Genomic DNA, 17584 nt, shown 5'->3' on the forward strand with positions numbered 1-17584 from the left:
TAATCATATATTATTAATATTCCTTTGAAATACTGTAGATATTGGAACGCTATGTTTTTCGTAAGATAAAATAACTTCCTCTTGATACAGGGGATTTTGAAAATATAACATTAAGCTATTTTTCTTTTTCTTGATAGACCAAGACCGACTAAACCAAGACCCAGTAATGTAACTGAAATTGGTGCAGGAACTTGTACTGGAGGACCAGTAAACTGGATAAATAAATCCCCATCAATAGCACTGAAAATAGGGTTATCTAAAGAGGAAATATTCGCATATGTCGTTGATTCAAACTGCAACGTAAAACTATCTGTATTGGCATAAGTTAATAAAACAGCACCTGATGTATCAGTTTCAGCAAAGTTAGTACCCGGACCTTCAAACAGAATAGTAGCACCCATATCAGTAGCAGTTAAACTTGCCGCGTTAGTACCAGTGATATAGGACATTAAGCCATCACTTTTAAATACCCGTAACTCTTCACTTTGTTGGTTACCGATATTGTCTAACTCACCATCAACATCGTAGGCAATAATATTTAATTCATTGGCCATTATTGGAGTTGTAAAAGTATTAGATAGGCCAGCGGTACCATCAAATAATTCAAAAACAAATTCTAGTCCACCATTTGCTTCTTGATTGCCCGGTAATGAGCTATCCCTACGATAAAGAAAACCATGATCCCCATTTGGCTCAGCACCGCTTGTATTCGAATAATTTGGTGCCTGCCAATCAGACACATAATCACCAAACACTGTAGCAGTAACCTTAGCATCAATAGTGCTACCGCCACTCATACCTACATTTGTATAGTGAACAACCGCATCTGAGGTTGCCAGATGACCGGTATCCCAATAAATAGTCTTATCAAAGTTAACGTTATATGGGTTTGAAAAATCAAGGTCCACAGGCACTGCATAAGCAGATGTGGTTACGAGTATAGTACTCGCTAATAATGATTTACAGAGTATATGTTTCATTTCACGCTCCTAGGTAAATCCGCTTTTTATAGCCACTTTTCGTAAATATTGTGGCGATAATTGCGGTTGGCTACTATCCTAAAGCAAATGGTGTGCCTATTATTTTTTTGTTAAATTAAACAACGCAATAGATTTATCTAATGTTTTTTCCTATCTAAATATTTATTAATTGTAAATCTTATCGACACTCTATTTGAATACTTAATTTGTTATCCTCGATGGTGCTGGATAGAAAATGTAATGAGTGATTTAAAGATATAACGGCGCTATTAAACAGAAAAACCCCGTTAGCAGGGGCCAACGGGGTTTCTTTGTGTTTACTATGTGTTTATTATTTTATGAAGAGCCCTGTACTTCGGATCTCTTGTGCTTCACGCCAACCACCTAACCACTGACCTCGCGAATCTGCGCTTTGAAATGGACAAACTTCATTCGACCTACCTGCTGTTCCAGCTTGATAACCTTTCGAATATGCTCTTTCCAAACGATCTCGTTTCTGTCTCTTCATTCTAGATTCCTCAAAAAATGTTTAACTTAAACTTGAGACTTTCCAAGCCTCTATTAAGTAATAGGTTAAGATAATCGACAAATCAAATAAAAAAGCCGCAGTAATGAAATTACTGCGGCTTTATGAAACAAAGCGTAATATTTAACGTTTAACGTTTAACGTTTAAAACGACGAAACAAAAGCAACATAGTAGGTAACAATATGAACCAACTCATACTACCACCACTGCGCGAATATTCTTCTTTAGCTTTGATAGGGCACTGTGATGTCGTGGACATATTAGCCAATTCATCCGCAGTGATTGTCATCGTTAATACAACAGGAGTAGACCCGAGCCTATTCTTATAGTTATCAATGTTCTTATAATCGAAAGCATTAGACACGACAACTACATTTCCATTGACGTCAGGATCACTAATACTGATCGCGTTAGAAAATCTGTATTTAACATCACTGTCATCGATACCTTGACAATATAAATCATCTAAATATGCTGATTTTTTAGTTTTGTAGTCATAGATAAATGCACTTTGAAAACGTGGAGAACCTTCTGCTGTTGGTGATTTTTCCCCTCGATCATCACGCCAACCAACAACGATACCGTCATTATTGATTTTACTCACCTGTGAACTCGCACCTTTAATAGGGTTGGCCATGAATGGGTAACGTGTTTCTTGTGTTTTTACATCATAAGTAAAAAACTCAGTTGCATAACTTCTGTTTTGAGGCTGGTTATAGGTACGGTTGCCAACAACGATGAATGCTTGAGAGTCACTATTTGTACCATCTGCAATAGCAAATGATGAACTAGCTGAGGCATAAACAGTATCTGTAATATCAATCGCAACGGTATCGCGAATTACGCTATTATAATCACTACCCGCATCCGTTTTAGGCTTTGTGATTTCAGTCATCGCATAAGAAAGCGCATCTTTGGATTCAACAGTTGGCTTAAATATGGTTGCACGAGCACGACCACCACTTGTCGATTCGTAAATCTGTTGCGTAGAAAAACCAACGGCAAAGCCTGATGTGTTAATCGCATAAGCATTAGCAATAAATGTTGCGCTGCTACCTGCACTTAACCAATTCCTTTTACCAGTAAGGTATGAAGCAGTAGTGCCTTTTTCATCCCAAAAGCTTGCTTGTAGATCAAAGCCAGGACAATTATATAGTTGATCATAATCTGCTCTGCTATCATTAACTGCTGAGTTAAAACAGCGATTAAAACGACCAGTATCATTAGCGTTTGACCACTGTACACTTGCTTGACCAACAATCAGTTTCTTTTCGAACTCAACCGAATGTTCGCTGTTTTTAACTTTGACATTTGCGGCATCATACGCAGAACTAAAACCGCCATTTTCAGTAAACTCTGGTACAAGCGGTGTTTTACCATAATAACCACGTCGAACAATCTTGCCTGCTGAAGTCCCATAACCAACTTCCACTGCGCCATCTAACGCCGTGACTTTACGTGATAGGGGTAAACTTGCTGGAGGCACTTCAATTGTGTTTACTGAGCTCGTCGTTTCTGATTCATAAGAACCATTGTAATCGCCATAGGTATTTAAGATATTACGACGCCAAACGAATAGGCCATCACTATTATCTGCCTTTGACCCATTCCAGAACATCTTACACACATCAGAATCAGAAACGCAATATTCGTTATATGTCCAAGGCGCACCAATATCGTATGAAAATTGTTGTGCATATTTCTGAGTGTACGTCGCGCTGGTCATCGTACCAGTAGCAGCACTTGACGTGTCCATTGCTGACACATATGGACCAAAGTCGTGAGCACCACTGCTGTCTACAACAATAGCGGTGGTTGAAGCCACCGCAGTTGTACACAATACGAGACTAATAATCCCTGCTAGCTTAGTCTTTTTTAAAAGCATTATGTTTAGATTTCCTTAGCCTTTCATTTCTTCAAGCTCTTCCCAACGCGCAAATGCAGTCTCTAGTTCTTGCTCTTTACTCGCAAGATGTTCAAGCATTGCTTTTGTTTCGTCAGCAGGCTTATTAAAGAAATCAGGTTGATTAATTTCAGCTTGCAAAGTTTCAACTAGTGCTTCAAGTTGTTCCATTTTTGCAGGCAGTTTATCAAGTTCAACTTGAATGTTATAAGGCAGTTTCTTTGTTTTAACAGCCTTAACTGGTTTTTCTTGTTTTACTGGCTTTTCAACTACCTCAGATTTTACCTTTGGCTTTGCTGACATAGATTGCGTATTTGCTTGTTGATTCTTAGCATCATGGTAACCACCAACAAAGTTAGTGATGTTACCTTCACCATCAAACATCCAGCAACTTTCTACTGTGTTATCAATAAAGTTACGGTCATGGCTTACTAATAATAACGTACCCTGATAATTGGCAAGTAATTCTTCTAAAAGTTCCAATGTTTCGATATCTAAATCATTGGTTGGTTCATCCATAATCAAAAGATTAGATGGTTTTAGGAATAGTTTTGCTAACAACAGACGGTTACGTTCGCCACCAGACAGTACTTTAACTGGTGTACGTGCACGTTGTGGGTGGAATAAGAAGTCTTGTAAATAACCGAGTGCATGACGCGGTTTGCCATTTACTACAACTTCTTGTTTACCGTCAGCTAAATTGTCTATTACTGTTTTTTCAAGATCGAGTTCTGTACGATGTTGATCGAAGTAAGACACTTCTAACTTAGTGCCACATTTGATGATACCTGCTTGTGGTTGTAATTCTTCAAGCAATAACTTGATTAATGTACTCTTACCACAACCGTTTGGACCAACGAATGCAATTTTATCGCCACGCATAATGTTAAAGGTAAAGTCGTTAACGATTTTCTTGTTTTCGTAAGCGTAGAATACGTCTTCGCCTTCAAAGATACGTTTACCTGAGCGTGATGTTTCATCAACGGTAATTTTCGCTTTACCTTGTACGTTCAATCGTTCGCTACGTTCGTTACGCATTTCTTTAAGTGCTTTAACGCGACCTTCATTACGTGTACGACGTGCTTTAACACCTTGACGGATCCATACTTCTTCTTGCGCTAGGCGCTTGTCAAATAATGCATTTTGTTCATCTTCTACACGTAATGCTTCTTCTTTACCTACTAGGTATTCATCATAGTTACCAGGGAAAGACATTAAGTTACCGCGGTCAATATCAATAATACGCGTTGCCATAGAACGAATGAAACTTCTATCATGGCTTACGAAAATGATTGTACCGGCGAAATCTTTTAAGAACTCTTCTAACCAAAGGATAGATTCAATATCCAAGTGGTTCGTTGGTTCATCAAGTAATAGGATATCTGGTTTACTTGCTAGTGCGCGCGCTAATGCTGCGCGACGTAACCAACCACCTGATAAATCATCAAGTAACATGTCAGCTTCTAAATCTAAACGCGTAAGTACTTGTTCAATGTTTTGCTCAAACTCCCAACCATTACGGTTATCAAGTTCTTCTTGTAGACGCATCAATTTGTTTAATGCTTTTTCACTGTAATCTTCACCGACAAGGATCGCTTGGTGATGGTAATCTTTTAGTACTTGACCGATGTCCGCTAGACCACCCGCAACAAAATCAAAGATTGTCACGCCGCTTACTTTTGGTGGATCTTGCTCTAAACGAGAAACAACTGCATCTTGTTCAATTCTAAGGACACCATCGTCAAGTTGAATTTCGCCGCCAATAACTTTCATCATTGTCGATTTACCTGCACCATTACGGCCTACAAGACAAACACGTTCTTTTCGTTCAAATACAGCATCGGCATGGTTTAATAATGGTAAGTCGCCAAAGGCTAAACATGCATTTTGTAACGTGATAACAGCCACGATAATTCCTCAATATAAAATTCAATTGTTTCAAAAATAAAACCATTATAGGTAATGTTGAAACAAGCAGTTAGATAGATTCTAACATAAAGTTGTAAAATAGAAAAAATCCGAGCGTTAACAATTAACCTGTAATTGAGAATCCACTCGGATAAAGTCACGTAAATTAGTCTTGTGCGATAAAGTCAGCCAATTCTTCAGAATCAAATGGCCAACCAATTTCTTTATCAGTCACCTTGTTCTTAATAACAGGAATACGAATACCATAACGGGCGATGTCATCTTCATCATGGATGATCTCTACTTGTGTCATTTCACTGACCAAGTGTTGAGCTGTCACCAATTCCCAAGCTTGTTCACATAAGTGGCAACCTTCTGTGGTATAGAACGCGTATTTAGTCATTATGCTACTCGTTCAACAAGCCAACAGTTACTGATGTTTTTGTTACGCGCGAAATCTTTAGAACGATTTTTTTCAGTAATATTGGTTGCTTTAAGACCCAGTTTTTCGAGTCCTTCAAAATCTAGCTTAAAGTTACGTTTATTGTTAGAGAAAACAATTTCACCACGTGCAGATAGAATATTCTCTAACCAAGTAAACAGTTGTATGTGATCACGTTCTACATCGAAGCTGTCTTCCATACGCTTTGAGTTTGAGAATGTTGGAGGATCAATAAAAATAAGGTCAAATTTATCTTCACAACGTGCTAACCAAGCTAGACAGTCTGCTTGTACAACTTCGTGCTTACGCATGCTGATGTTGTTTAATGCAAAGTTACGTTTTGCCCAATCAAGGTAAGTATTCGACATATCAACAGTAACTGATGATTCTGCCCCACCTAAAATAGCGTGAACACTTGCACTGCCTGTATATGAGAATAGATTTAAGAAACGTTTACCCGCACTCATTTCGCCAATCATACGACGTGTTAAACGGTGATCGATAAACAGACCCGTATCTAAATAATCTTTCATGTTCACTTCAAATTGAGCACCATATTCACTTACCGTAAACACTGACTTAACTTGTTGTATTTTTTCGTATTGGTTACTGCCTTTTTGTTTTTGGCGAACTTTCAATACAAGCTTGTTCGGATCAATTTGAGTCACATCAAGCGTAACAGCAACAATATCCATGATACGTTGTTTGGCTTTTTGCTCTGGTACGTCTTTCGGTGCTTTATATTCTTGTACAACAATCCAATCACCGTATAAATCGATAGCAGCATTGTATTCAGGTAAATCTGCATCATAGATGCGGTAGCAGTTAACTTGTTCTTTTTTCGCCCACTTAGTTAACTGTTTGATATTTTTCTTTAAACGGTTACGGAAGTCTTCGGCAAAACCTGGGGTCATTTGTGTTTCAACGTGTGCTTTGGCTTGACGCGCAATCGATGATATTTGGTAAAGCTTAAGGAAACACTCTAATGAACCGTTGAACAATTTGTATTGTTTATTTGCACGCATGCCTAAGCGAGAGAGTAAATCTGGGTTTGATGAGAAGAATGCAACATTCCAGCCCGAGAATTCACTCTTCAGACGTTCACCTAATACTTGGTGTAACACGATAAGTTCAGGTTGTTCACCCATACGTTCACCATATGGAGGGTTACAAATTAATGTACCTTCGCTGGTGAAATCGTTAACGAGGTTTTTAGCGTCACCAGTTTCTAATTCAATAATGTGTTCTAGGCCTGCTGCACGTACGTTGGCTCTTGCTTGGTCAAGTACACGCCAGCTTTTATCAAAACCGTATACTTTAAGATCGCTGTTCGCAATATTTTTACGTGCTTGGTATTTAGCTTGTGCAACCAGTTCTTCCCAACCTGATTGATCGAAATCGTTCAGTTGTTGGAAGCAATAACGTGAACGTAAAATACCAGCCGGTACTTTTAATGCCATTAATGCAGCTTCAATAAGTAATGTTGCAGAACCACACATAGGATCGACAAGTAGACCATCCGTATAACCACTACGTTTGATAATAGCAGCCGCTAGATTTTCTTTTAGCGGTGCCGCACCTGTACCTTGACGGTAACCACGTTGATGTAAACCATTACCACATAGATCAAGAGAAAGCGTCGCTTCTTCACGACGAATGTGTAGGTGAATACGTACATCAGGATCATTTTTAGCGACATTTGGACGGTCGCTCATACTTTTCGTGAAGCGGTCAACAATACCATCTTTAACTTTCAACGCACCAAACTGTGTATCGCGAATACTGTCATTGGTACCAGAACAAGAGACGGCAAAAGTTTTATCAAGATCGAATATTTTTTCCCAATGCATGCCTGATACCGCAAGGTATAGGTCTAATACATCGAAGATTTTGAATGTTTTTAATTGCAAGGTCACTCGAGATGCTAAGCGGCTCCACAAACAAATTTTATACGCTGTTAATTGAGTCGATTTAAATGAAACACCAGCCATGGTTTCACGGCAATCCTGTGCGCCAAGTTCAATTAGCTCTTCTTTAAGTAGAAGTTCCAATCCCTTCGGAGAAGAAGCAAAATAAGTGTTGATTGTAGTCAATTTGAAAGCCTATATTATTTCGAGATACTTTCTAGTAGAAAGAAAGTAAGGAATGTGATTATTAATGGGTGCGAATTGTACCACGCAGCATTATAGTCGCATAGTAATGTTAGGGAAATTATTAGATAAACGGGGGATTATTGATAGATTATGCTATGCCATGATCTGAACGTAGGAAAAAGAATCATCTGCTAGCGCTTTTTCTACTGTATTCTGCAGTTTAACACGATCATTCATTACTCGGATAACATCAAACTGATTTAACGTTTTAGAGTCAGAAAGTTGCACACTACTTTCTAATAGCATACACGTTGAAACACGATCATCTGCTTCTAAAATAACAAACTGAACATTATCACCCCTTAACGATAAAGTAATAACGTCACCCGTACTAAACTTGTCATCAGAATAATTATATTCAAAGAACCAGCTTTGCGGCATTTTTACTTTATGAAACCGTAAATTAGTCACCCCGTTCAATGCAATTTGTACTTTTTCAGGCACACTTAATGCTAAATCTTTGAGTGATTCTAAGAAATAGTAATAATAGCTTGAATCCTCGGCACAAAAATTGATTCGGCCTTTACACAAACTATTCATGTTTCGTTTATCTAAATGGCAAGACATCGCAAGCCCATCGGATAATTGAATGACGATGAATTGACTTGCGCAGTCGTATTGCCAATACCATTTATTGCTTGGTTCTAGTAACATCCTGATACCAGTAATGTAATTAACTCTTTAGGTAGTTTAACTACACCCTATCCATAAGTAAATACCCATATCAGAAATATAGACGAAAACCAAGCTAAAAGTTACAAACTTTTTACAATATTTTTAACTAATTTAGGGCCTTTATAGATAAATCCACTATATACCTGGACCAATTCTGCACCCGCAATGAATTTTTCTTTTGCTGCGACAACAGAATCAATACCGCCTACACCTATGATAGGTAGTTGACCATCAAGCAATACTGCTAATTTACGTACGATTTCAGTACTCGCATGCTGAACAGGACGACCACTTAAACCACCCGCTTCACAAGCATGCGGCATATCATGTACTAATGTTCTGTCTAACGTTGTATTAGTCGAAATTACACCGTCCATTTTATATTTGACTAATGACTCAGCAACTTGCGCTAGCTCTTCATCGGTTAAATCTGGTGCAATTTTAACCGCTAACGGTACGTATTTCTCGTGTATTTTAGTTAATTCAGCCTGACGCTCTTTAAGACTACTTAATAAACCATCAAGCGCTTCACCATACTGAAGTGTACGTAATCCAGGCGTATTTGGTGATGAGATATTAATGGTGATATAAGACGCATATTGGTAAACCTTATCCATACAAATCAGGTAATCTTCATTCCCCTTTTCGATTGGCGTATCTTTGTTTTTACCAATGTTAATACCTAAAATACCTTTATAGTTCGCTTTTTTTACATTTTCAACAAGTGCGTCAACACCTGCATTGTTAAAGCCCATACGGTTAATGATCGCTTCCGATTCTACAATTCGAAATATACGCGGTTTATCATTACCTACTTGTGGACGCGGTGTCACTGTGCCGACTTCGATAAAACCAAAACCCATCGCGGCAAAAGCATCGATACTCTCGCCATTTTTATCTAGACCAGCCGCTAAACCAACAGGGTTATCAAACTTCAGCCCCATTACAGTGACTGGTTTGCTCGGTAATTTCTGCGAATATAAGCAACTTAAAGGAGTAGAGCCAGTTAATTTTAACCCTTTAATTGTCATTTCATGCACTACTTCTGGGTCTTGCATAAACAAAAATTCACGTGCAATACGATATAACATTTTCTATTCCTCATAAAAAAGCACTGTATCAACAGTGCTTCATAATTAAATCATTTTAATTGAGTGTATACGTAAACACTAATTTATCCATTAACTCGCATTACGGCAGCTTAAGTGAAGTAAATTCAATTCACGTAACGCAACGGAGAATTTAGCAAACTCATGCGAAGAACTCATATTAAAATCAGCCAACATTTGCAGCCAACGAACAACAAGCGCTTCATGTTCAGATAACCATTCGTCTATGATTATATCGCATTTACCTGTTGATGAACAAGTAGATAACACCACAGATGTTAAGCTACGTTGTTGTAGCGCAAGCTCTTCGCGAAATGCAGCTCTTGCAAGCGCTTGCCAATGGTTAGCAACGGGTTGCAAGTTAATTTGATGCATAAAGTCATGTAACTGTAGTTTGTTACCTAACGCAAAGAAAATATGCTGCACTAATGACATTGGTACTTGGTGTTGTTTACAAACATCAGCAATATCAAACGCCGAGAATAACGTGTTCTGATGTACAATTTCGTTTGCAATTGCACTCGGCACAGATTTTTCAACTAAGCCTTCGATACGTATATTTTGTTTTTCTTTGTCTGCATCAACAAGTACTTCTTCTGTATTTTCTTTCATACCATCATAGATAGGTTTGTAGAAATTAATCGTCTCTGCAATGCCCATGTTACGGTCACGGTAACGAACTAACCAACAAACGGCACGACGGATATAACGACGACTTTCAAATAGCATATCTAGCTGAGTTTCAGAATCAAGCTGATTATCGAGTCCAGTCACAACATCCCACATGTTTTCCATACCGATAACATGTTTACTGATAACAAAACATTTTGCAATTTCGACAATAGTAGAGCCCGTTTCGTCTTGCATACGACCAACAAAGTTCATTCCCATGTCATTAATAATATCATTGGCAAGCTGCGTTGCAATTATCTCATTTTTCAAGGGATGAAGTTGCATCTGATCTTTGTATCTGTCTTGTAGCAGCTGTGGAAATGCCATAATAAGTAGTTCAGATAAAAATGCATCTTCGTATACTTCTGGACAATTAAGCTGTTCTTTCAATTGCATTTTAGCGTAAGCAAGTAGCACTGAAAGTTCTGGACGCGTTAGGCCTTCATTCCTAGCTAAACGCTCAGCCAACTCTTCTTCACTTGGTAAAAATTCAAGTTGACGGTTTAACTTACCTGAGCGCTCAAGCATTTGCATAAAGCGAATTTGTTCTTTTAACTGTTCTGCTGCACGTGTTTGAGTAACCGATACAGATAGGGTTTGCTTGTATGCGTTGTTCAATACAATTTCAGATACTTCATCTGTCATCGAATACAATAACTCATTACGCTGCTTACGTGTTAAGTCACCATTACTTACAATGCTGTTAAGCAAGATTTTAATGTTCACTTCATTATCTGAGCAATCTACACCACCCACATTGTCAATGAAGTCACTATTAATACGACCGCCATTTTTCGCATATTCAATACGACCTAGCTGAGTACAACCTAAATTACCACCCTCGCCAACAATCTTAACGTTAAGTTCATTACCGTTAATACGTACGTGGTCATTAGCTCGGTCACCTACATCGTTATTCGTTTCTGACGTTGCTTTAACGTAAGTACCGATACCACCATTCCACAACAAATCAGCTTGTGATGTTAGAATAGCTTTAATCAAATCAGTTGGTGTCATTAGTGACACCTTTGTACCAAGCATCTTTTTGATTTCAGGTGTTAGCGTGATAGCTTTTGCTGAACGTAAGAAGATGCCACTGCCTTTAGACATGATCGAACGATCATAATCAGTCCAGCTAGAACGAGGCAGATTGAATAAACGGTCACGTTCTGCATAACTTGTTGCGCAATCTGGATTTGGATCGATAAAGATATGCATGTGGTTAAATGCAGCGATTAACTTGGTGCTTTTAGATAACAGCATACCATTACCAAATACATCACCAGCCATGTCGCCGACGGCAATACAAGTGAACTCTTCTTCCTGGCAGTTAATACCCATTTCACGGAAGTGACGCTTAACAGATTCCCAAGCACCTTTCGCTGTAATACCCATTTTCTTATGGTCATAGCCCACTGAGCCGCCCGATGCAAACGCATCACCAAGCCAGAAGTTATATTCATCGCTGATTTCATTCGCGATATCAGAGAAAGTTGCAGTACCTTTATCTGCAGCAACAACTAAGTATGAATCATCTTCATCATAGAAGCGTACGTTTTGTGGATGAACCAGTTCGCCTTCTACAATGTTGTCTGTGATATCAAGCAAACCACGGATAAATGTACGGTAACATTGCTTACCAATATTAAATACTTCATCGCGGCTGTGGCTTGGCTGGATTTCTTTACAAACAAAACCACCTTTTGCACCCACAGGTACAATTACCGTATTTTTAACTTGCTGTGCTTTTACAAGACCAAGTACTTCGGTTCTGAAATCTTCACGTCTATCAGACCAACGCAGACCGCCACGGGCCACTTTGCCACCACGTAAATGGACACCTTCAACTTGTGGAGAATAAACAAACACCTCAAATTTAGGTAATGGTAATGGCATGTCAGGAATCAGTGACGATTCAAATTTAAACGAAATATAGGCTTTACTTTGATCAGTCGCTGTTGATTTTGGATCGATTTGATAGAAGTTCGTACGTGATGTCGCTGTAATTAAATCGATAAAGCGACGAATGATACGGTCATCATCCAAATTATTTACTTTTTCAAGCTTACTTTCAAAGTTTGCAATAATATCAAGGCTGTCAATAGCCCCTTGGTCCATTGCAAATTTTTGATGGAAATAACAATACAAACTATTCGCTAGTTCAGGTAGTGAGGCTAACGTATTCTCGATGTATGCCTGGCTAAAGTTATTGCCAATTTGACGCATGTATTTTGCGTATGATCTTAGCACCGAAATTTGACGACCCGACAACTTAGTCTTAAGAACCAATTTGTTAAAGCCATCATTTTCTAAACGACGCTCCCAAACCTGATGGAAAGTAGACATAAAGTCTGCACTGCGCTCTGTTGTATCAAGCACATTATCGCCCGTGTAAAGCATGGTGAAATCTAGCACCCAGTACACATCACCGTCAGCAGTTTTTACTTTAAATGGTGTCTCACCAAGTACTTTCAAACCCATATTTTCTAACATAGGCAAAACATCAGATAAATGAATTGGGTGATCTTTATGGAATAGTTTTAAACGTACGTGATTAGAGTCATGCTGCTCTTCTTGCGCACGATAGAAAATCATTTCAAGCTTGTGCTCAGCCGACAGAACTTCTAACTTAATAATGTCTGCGACTGCAGAGCTTGGTAACACATATTCTTTGTATGACTGTGGGAAAGCGTGGATATACCTTTCTGATAAATAACGACCTTTTTCTTCACCATAGTGACTTACAATCGCAGTTTTAAGCTTATCATTCCATGATTTAGCAGCTTCAGATAAGTTTTGCTCAATTTCAGCTAAGTTAACTTTCAATTCTTTATCATTTGGATCAACGTGTACAATATATTGCGTTCTAGCCATGTTACCTTCAGAGAAATAAGTATTGAATTCAACTTCTTTATCACTGCCTAAGTAGTCAGCTAACACTTGCTGTGTTTTTTCACGTAATAACGTGTTGTAGCGTTCTTTTGTGACATACACCATGCAAGAATAATAACGGCCGAATAAGTCTTTACGCACAAACAGCTTAACTTGATCGCGATCTTGCATGTGTAAAACACCGAGCGCACAATGTAAGATATCTGCTTCACTCGATTGAATAAGTTCATCTCGTGGATACGTTTCTAAAATGTTTAATAGCGCTTTATATGAGTGATTTACCGGGTTATAACCAGATGCAACAAGTACACGTTTAATTTTATCGCTGATAAGCGGAATATCAATTGCGCTGCTATTATAAATTGATGATGCATACAAACCAATAAAGCGTTCTTCACCAATGACGTTATTATTTTCATCAAACAATTTAATGCCAATATAATCGATATTAGCAGGTCTATGAACACGAGATTTCGCATCACTCTTCGTTAAGATAAGCGTGTTCTGTGATAATACTTCACGTCGTGCGTCTGTTGAAAGATTTGCTAAGGCATAACCTTTGTTATTAACCGAATTTTTCATGATGCCTAGGCTTGAATCACAGTCAGGTGTAATAACGTAATCACCTTTTATTGCTTCAATATCGTAGCGGCGATAGCCAAGTAAAGTGAAGTTATGATCACACAACCACTTTAGGAATTTAAGGGTATCAGAATAGTCGATACCTTTTTGTTTAGGTTTCGAAGATAACCTTGTGATTACAGATGTTAGTTTATCTTGCATTGGAGACCAGTCACCAACAGCTAAAGCAACTTCATTTAATACAGAGTTTAATTCTGCACTAATCGCATCTAATTTTTTGCTTTCTGTTTGACGATCAATTTCAATTAAAAATACTGTTTCTGAGGTGAAATTTTTCGCATTTTTAGGATTTGTTAAAATTTTATTTACACGGCCGTTCTCATCTCGTTTCAAAGCAATTGGCTGATGTAACATCAAATGTGAAATTACGCCAAGTCGAGATAACGCCATCATTACAGATTCGGTCAGGAAAGATGAATCAGGGACAATGATTTCAACAATCGTGTGTGTTGATTGCCAACCATTGAGGCTGATCTCTGGATTGTAAACACAAATATCAGGGCCGCTATTGTTACTGCTATTCAATCTGTTCCACAGACTAATTGCAGCACAATACAGATCACTATCACTACGCGAAGAGAGATCTTCTTGCCTCATCCCAGCATATAATGCAGTGACAAACTGCTCGACTAATGTATTGCTTTTTGCATCTACTTTAGTCTTTACAAGGCTGATTACGTTTTCCAGTAACACGGGAATAGGCGTTTTATTCAACATACTAGCAATCCTTCAAATCTTGGTTTATTAAGTCTAGCTAAAAAAGTAACTTATGAGGTAATTCTAGCGGGCATTCTAACATTAATATTTGTAATAAAAATGCTACAGAGGCAACAAGATAGAAAGATAAATGAAGGTTTTTAAGAATAAAACATTGAATAATTACTCAAGGTGGGTATATGACGCCAAAATTGGTCAAAATACCCACCTTTCATAAAACAAACGTTTAACTTAATGTTAAATGTTTTCTGCGGTGTCGAGTTAAGCTAGAGCACGGTCTATCTTTTCAAATAGATCAGTAGCTAAACCATCAAGCTTGCTTAAACGGATCAGTTGCGCTTTCATTAACGCTTGGCGGGTTTGATCAAATTTCTTAAATTCAATAAGCGGCGTAATTAATCGAGATGCAATTTGCGGGTTGCTGCTATTCAACTGACATAAAATATCTGTTAAGAAAACATAACCACTACCATCAATCGCATGAAAAGCGCTGGTGTTATGTGCAGAAAAACTACCCACTAATGAACGCGTTCGATTTGGATTAGCTAAGGAGAAGCTAACATGGTTCAGCGTGTCTTTAACGACAGAGAGGCAATTTTCACTTGGGCTAGCCCCGATTTGCGAAAACCATTTATCCATCACCAAACCATCATGAGACCAGGTGGTTTCAAATGCAGCCATCATGGTTTTAAAGCAAGGTAATTGTGCTTTATTTGCAGCACTTATCGCCCCCATGGTATCGGTCATATTATCTGACTGTTTAAATTGAGCTAATACCAATTCATTAACATGAGTAACGCCCGCTAATGCGATATATTCAAGGCACACATTTTTTAATGAGCGCAAAGCAATATGCGCATGCTCTACTTCGTAAGCACGTTTAGGCATGTCAGCATAAATAGAGGCGCAAGTTGTTGCAACTTTAGCAGCGATTTCAGCTTTAATAAAAGCAGTCACTGTTAGTAAGGCGTCGACATCGACTTCGTCAAACAAGCCCATTAAACTGTTCGTCGATGGGAACTGCAACATCTCAGCTTTTAAGGCTGGGTCGAGCTCTTCATTACTCACTAAATCACAGAACGCTTGCCCAAACACAGCAGGCAAAACAAGATTCTGTTTATCACGAATACGGGTTACATTTTCAATTACATGCTTATTAATCAATAACTGTGATGCATCCCAACGTGCAAAATCATTGCTCGCATGTACCATTAGCATTGTAAGTTGCTCATTGGTATAAGCATAGTTAAGCTTAACTGGCGCTGAAAACTCTCTAAATAAACTTGGTACAGGTGCAGACATTACATTTTCAAACACAAAATCTTGCTGCTTTTCAGTAAGATTTAAAATATGGTGAACGCCCTTACCCTCAAATCTTAATTCAATCTTGCCGCCCTGCGCGTCAAGCAATTCAATATCAACTGGAATATGAAGTACTTGTTTTACTTTTTGATCAGCAGTGCTTGGCGTATGCTGTTGCATTGATAACGTATAAATATTGTTTTCAGCATCGTAATGATCTGTCACTGTTACTTGCGGGGTACCTGATTGTGAATACCAGTTTTTAAATAAAGTGAGATCTACACTAGATGCATCTTGCATGGACGCAACAAAGTCATCGCACGTCACGGCTTGACCGTCATGACGTTTAAAGTAAAGATCCATACCTGCACGGAAATTCTGTTCACCAAGAAGCGTGTGGATCATGCGGATAACTTCTGCGCCCTTATTATAGACTGTTGCAGTGTAGAAATTATTCATTTCAATCACAGACGCTGGACGAATTGGATGTGCCATTGGCCCTGCATCTTCAGGGAATTGTGCAGAACGTAAAATTTTAACGTTTTGGATGCGGTTAACTGCACGCGAGCCCAAATCAGAGCTAAACTCTTGGTCACGAAATACCGTTAGGCCTTCTTTCAAACTTAACTGGAACCAATCTCGACAAGTAATGCGATTACCCGTCCAGTTGTGAAAATACTCATGACCAATAACAGCTTCGATACCCAGATAATCAACGTCCGTCGCACTCGCCGCATCTGCTAATACATATTTGGAGTTGAATACGTTAAGCCCTTTATTTTCCATTGCCCCCATGTTGAAGAAATCAACAGCAACAATCATATAAATATCAAGGTCATATTCTAAGCCAAAGCGGTCTTCATCCCATTTCATTGAACTTTTCAGAGATTCAATCGCATGATGACCTCGCGATAAGTTACCCTTATCTACAAACAACTCTAACTTCACATCACGACCAGATGTCGTAATGTAATTATCACGTAATACATCAAAATCACCCGCAACCAGCGCAAATAAATACGCCGGTTTCGGATAAGGGTCACGCCATTGAACCCAATGACGACCATTATCTAATTCACCACGATCAACACAGTTACCATTAGACAATAAATAGGGGAAAGCCGCTTTGTCAGCCGTGATCTTAGTACTAAACACAGCCAGTACATCAGGTCGATCAAGATAATAAGTGATTTTTCGGAAGCCTTCAGATTCACATTGCGTACAGAATGCGTCAGCGGATTTATACAAGCCTTCTAAACTGGTATTTTCCTGTGGATTAACTTCCGTCTCAATGATTAATACACATTCAGAGGGTAAATCAGAGATGATCAGCTGATTATCTTTAACTAAGTAGTTATCAATACGGTGACCATCGATAGACACTGATAATAATGTGAGGTCAACACCGTCTAGTATAAGCGGGTCATTATGACTACCACTACGGCGAACCTTACTGATAGCAACAATTTTAGTGTTGCTATCATCAAGATTAAAATCAAGATCGATATTGTCTATGAAATAATTGGGAGCTGTATAGTCTTTTAAATGCTTAGCATTAGGCATAACTGTCATTTATAGTCCTAATCTATCGACGGATAGAGACGTAAAAATAAAGGAAAAAAGTGCAGCATCCCGCTGCACTTGGAGTAAAAATAGGGGTGG

10 protein-coding genes are annotated in these 17584 nt (G+C 38.5%); all 10 read right to left on the reverse strand.

What is annotated here, in order from left to right:
- Positions 1 to 110 precede the first annotated feature (110 nt).
- Complete coding sequence (locus tag HWV01_RS11580) at positions 111 to 980, reverse strand: PEP-CTERM sorting domain-containing protein (protein WP_211671611.1); 870 nt, start codon at positions 978 to 980, stop codon at positions 111 to 113.
- A gap of 331 nt (positions 981 to 1311) precedes the next feature.
- Positions 1312 to 1488 carry a ribosome modulation factor gene (gene rmf, locus HWV01_RS11585; RefSeq protein WP_067049208.1) on the reverse strand — a complete coding sequence of 59 codons (177 nt, stop codon included), beginning with the start codon at positions 1486 to 1488 and terminating at the stop codon, positions 1312 to 1314.
- Positions 1489 to 1643: 155 nt separating this feature from the next.
- Positions 1644 to 3392, reverse strand: a complete 1749-nt coding sequence (locus HWV01_RS11590) for a DUF3466 family protein (protein WP_211671613.1) — start codon at positions 3390 to 3392, stop codon at positions 1644 to 1646.
- Between the two features lie 15 nt (positions 3393 to 3407).
- The gene (locus tag HWV01_RS11595) at positions 3408 to 5318 is read right to left on the reverse strand and encodes an ABC transporter ATP-binding protein (RefSeq protein ID WP_211671624.1); all 1911 of its coding nucleotides are present in this window, start codon (positions 5316 to 5318) and stop codon (positions 3408 to 3410) included.
- Between the two features lie 166 nt (positions 5319 to 5484).
- On the reverse strand, positions 5485 to 5721 hold the full coding sequence (locus tag HWV01_RS11600; RefSeq protein WP_211671625.1) for a glutaredoxin family protein: 237 nt from the start codon (positions 5719 to 5721) through the stop codon (positions 5485 to 5487).
- A complete protein-coding gene (rlmKL, locus tag HWV01_RS11605; protein ID WP_371816322.1) occupies positions 5721 to 7853 on the reverse strand; it encodes a bifunctional 23S rRNA (guanine(2069)-N(7))-methyltransferase RlmK/23S rRNA (guanine(2445)-N(2))-methyltransferase RlmL in 2133 nt (710 codons plus the stop codon). Before rlmKL ends, HWV01_RS11600 begins: the two co-directional genes overlap by 1 nt.
- A 153-nt stretch (positions 7854 to 8006) precedes the next feature.
- On the reverse strand, positions 8007 to 8567 hold the full coding sequence (locus HWV01_RS11610) for a cell division protein ZapC domain-containing protein (protein WP_211671627.1): 561 nt from the start codon (positions 8565 to 8567) through the stop codon (positions 8007 to 8009).
- A gap of 101 nt (positions 8568 to 8668) precedes the next feature.
- Positions 8669 to 9679: a quinone-dependent dihydroorotate dehydrogenase gene (gene pyrD / locus HWV01_RS11615; RefSeq protein ID WP_211671629.1), complete on the reverse strand. Its 1011-nt coding sequence runs from the start codon at positions 9677 to 9679 to the stop codon at positions 8669 to 8671.
- Between the two features lie 90 nt (positions 9680 to 9769).
- The gene (locus HWV01_RS11620; protein WP_211671631.1) at positions 9770 to 14620 is read right to left on the reverse strand and encodes an NAD-glutamate dehydrogenase; all 4851 of its coding nucleotides are present in this window, start codon (positions 14618 to 14620) and stop codon (positions 9770 to 9772) included.
- Positions 14621 to 14881: 261 nt separating this feature from the next.
- Positions 14882 to 17494 carry an aminopeptidase N gene (gene pepN / locus HWV01_RS11625; protein ID WP_211671632.1) on the reverse strand — a complete coding sequence of 871 codons (2613 nt, stop codon included), beginning with the start codon at positions 17492 to 17494 and terminating at the stop codon, positions 14882 to 14884.
- Between the last annotated feature and the right edge of the window lie 90 nt (positions 17495 to 17584).

Source organism: Moritella sp. 5 (genome assembly GCF_018219455.1).
GTDB lineage: Bacteria > Pseudomonadota > Gammaproteobacteria > Enterobacterales > Moritellaceae > Moritella.

Coding starts and splice junctions, on each gene's coding strand:
- pyrD (WP_211671629.1), bottom strand. CDS start 9,679: ATGTTATATCGTATTGCACGTGAATTTTTGTTTATGCAAGACCCAGAA.
- HWV01_RS11600 (WP_211671625.1), bottom strand. CDS start 5,721: ATGACTAAATACGCGTTCTATACCACAGAAGGTTGCCACTTATGTGAA.
- HWV01_RS11620 (WP_211671631.1), bottom strand. CDS start 14,620: ATGTTGAATAAAACGCCTATTCCCGTGTTACTGGAAAACGTAATCAGC.
- rmf (WP_067049208.1), bottom strand. CDS start 1,488: ATGAAGAGACAGAAACGAGATCGTTTGGAAAGAGCATATTCGAAAGGT.
- HWV01_RS11610 (WP_211671627.1), bottom strand. CDS start 8,567: ATGTTACTAGAACCAAGCAATAAATGGTATTGGCAATACGACTGCGCA.
- HWV01_RS11590 (WP_211671613.1), bottom strand. CDS start 3,392: ATGCTTTTAAAAAAGACTAAGCTAGCAGGGATTATTAGTCTCGTATTG.
- pepN (WP_211671632.1), bottom strand. CDS start 17,494: ATGACAGTTATGCCTAATGCTAAGCATTTAAAAGACTATACAGCTCCC.
- HWV01_RS11580 (WP_211671611.1), bottom strand. CDS start 980: ATGAAACATATACTCTGTAAATCATTATTAGCGAGTACTATACTCGTA.